Origin of the sequence: Candidatus Magnetaquicoccus inordinatus (assembly GCF_004217665.1) — a bacterium.
Classification (GTDB): domain Bacteria; phylum Pseudomonadota; class Magnetococcia; order Magnetococcales; family Magnetaquicoccaceae; genus Magnetaquicoccus; species Magnetaquicoccus inordinatus.
The window spans coordinates 1-1701 of the sequence record NZ_RXIU01000393.1 but is presented as its reverse complement, the minus strand read 5'-3'; the positions used below and the strand labels follow the sequence as shown (position 1 = coordinate 1701).

Sequence of the window (1701 nt, the reverse complement as noted above, 5' to 3'; positions counted from 1 at the left end):
CCGTTGCATCAGGCATTGCAGAGCCTGCTTTCGGGATGGTGTTGGCAGATCAGTGAGGAAAAACGGGGCGGGATTCGTGGTCTCTATCTGCAGGTAGAGGAGAGCGCAGAAGAGCAGCCCAGTGCGGGAGTGGCGGCAGGCGAGCGGCAGGAGCACTCCCGTCATCCGCATGCGCACCACCATCTACATGGGCACCGCCATGAGCATCACCATGAATATCACCATGTGCACCACGATGAGCAGCATCATGAATGCCATCATGCGCACCACGATGCGCATCACCAGGAATACCACCATGCGCACCACCCTGTGCCGTACAATGTCCAGGAGCATGCGCCTGGTCACTCTGGCCATGCTGCACCGGTGCATCCTCTGCAACACCCTTTATTGCACACCCCTTTGCCGCATGGGCATCCCGATGCGAGGCTCTCCACCCATTCTGCGCCGCATGTGCACCGCTCTTTGCCAACCATACTGGCATTGATTGGTCAATCGGCGTTGCCTCAGCCGGTCAAGGAGCTCTCCTCCACCATGTTTAGCCGTTTGGCGGAGGCGGAAGCTGCAGTACATGGTTGTGCCCTCAACGAGGTCCATTTTCATGAAGTGGGGGCGGTGGATGCGATTGTGGATATTTGTGGGGCGGCCTATGCCTATTGGGCATTGGGGGTGACAGAGTGTACCGCCTCGGCGGTGGCGCCAGGATCGGGATTTGTCGAGTGTGCGCATGGGCGACTGCCGTTGCCGGGACCAGCAGTGGCAGAGTTGTTGCGGCGTTTTGCGGTTCCGTTGCGTCCTGACAAGGTGTTGGGCGAGTTGATTACTCCGACAGGGGCGGTCATTTTGGTGACGTTGGCGCAGCGTTTTGGTTGCTCTCCTTTGACCCGCATCGATCGCATCGGACACGGATTGGGCAGTCGCGAGATTGCCGGACAGGCCAATATGTTGCGTCTGTTGGCGCAAGAGAGCCGTGCGGGTGACCAGGAGGAGGTTTTCCCTCTGCTGCAGGATCGGATCAGCCAGCTTACCACCCATATCGATGACATGAATCCGGAGTGGTATGGCCACTTGAGTGAGCAATTGTGGCAGGCAGGGATCGTGGATCTGACTCTGACCCCGATGACCATGAAGAAGGGGCGTCCGGGGATACGTCTGGAGGTTTTGGTCGCGGAGGAGAAAGCAAAAGCGGTGGCGGCACTGCTGCTGCGTCACAGCAGCGCTTTGGGAGTACGGGTGCAGAGTCTCTCCCGTTGGCTGCTGCCGCGCACTCTCCGTGAGGTGGTGACACCATGGGGGAGCGTGCGGATCAAGGAGGCGGCAGGAGTGGGCAAGGTGGAATATGCGGATCTGCTGCAGTTGGCTCAGGCACAGAATTGGAGCATGGCAGAGGCGCAGCAGAAGATCACACCATGGCTCTATCCCGCCGAACTCTCTGTGCAGAGCATGGAGGGCTTGTGAAAAATGGTCGCCGAGCGGGTAACTATTCACCACCCAAAACTATTGCGGGTCCAGGGAGGGCACCTCCCTGGCCGGGTCCAGGGATGGAATCCCTGGGATTTTGCTTTTAATCTTTTGCCTTTGGCGCGCTTTTCAAACTAAGCCGACGCGCTTTTTGCGTCGGCGCGGCGCGCCTAATGGAAGCAAGCTGAGCGGATTGGCGCGCATTGTTGCGCCAATTCGCACAGCATCCCCATGGGGGTAGAG

The 1701-nt window shown here is 59.0% G+C and carries 1 protein-coding gene; it reads left to right on the top strand.

From position 1 onward, the window contains the following. The coding region (gene larC / locus EJP87_RS15945) for a nickel pincer cofactor biosynthesis protein LarC (RefSeq protein WP_130472839.1) at window positions 1-1455 on the top strand (1455 nt) is incomplete at its 5' end. Window positions 1456-1701 lie beyond the last annotated feature (246 nt).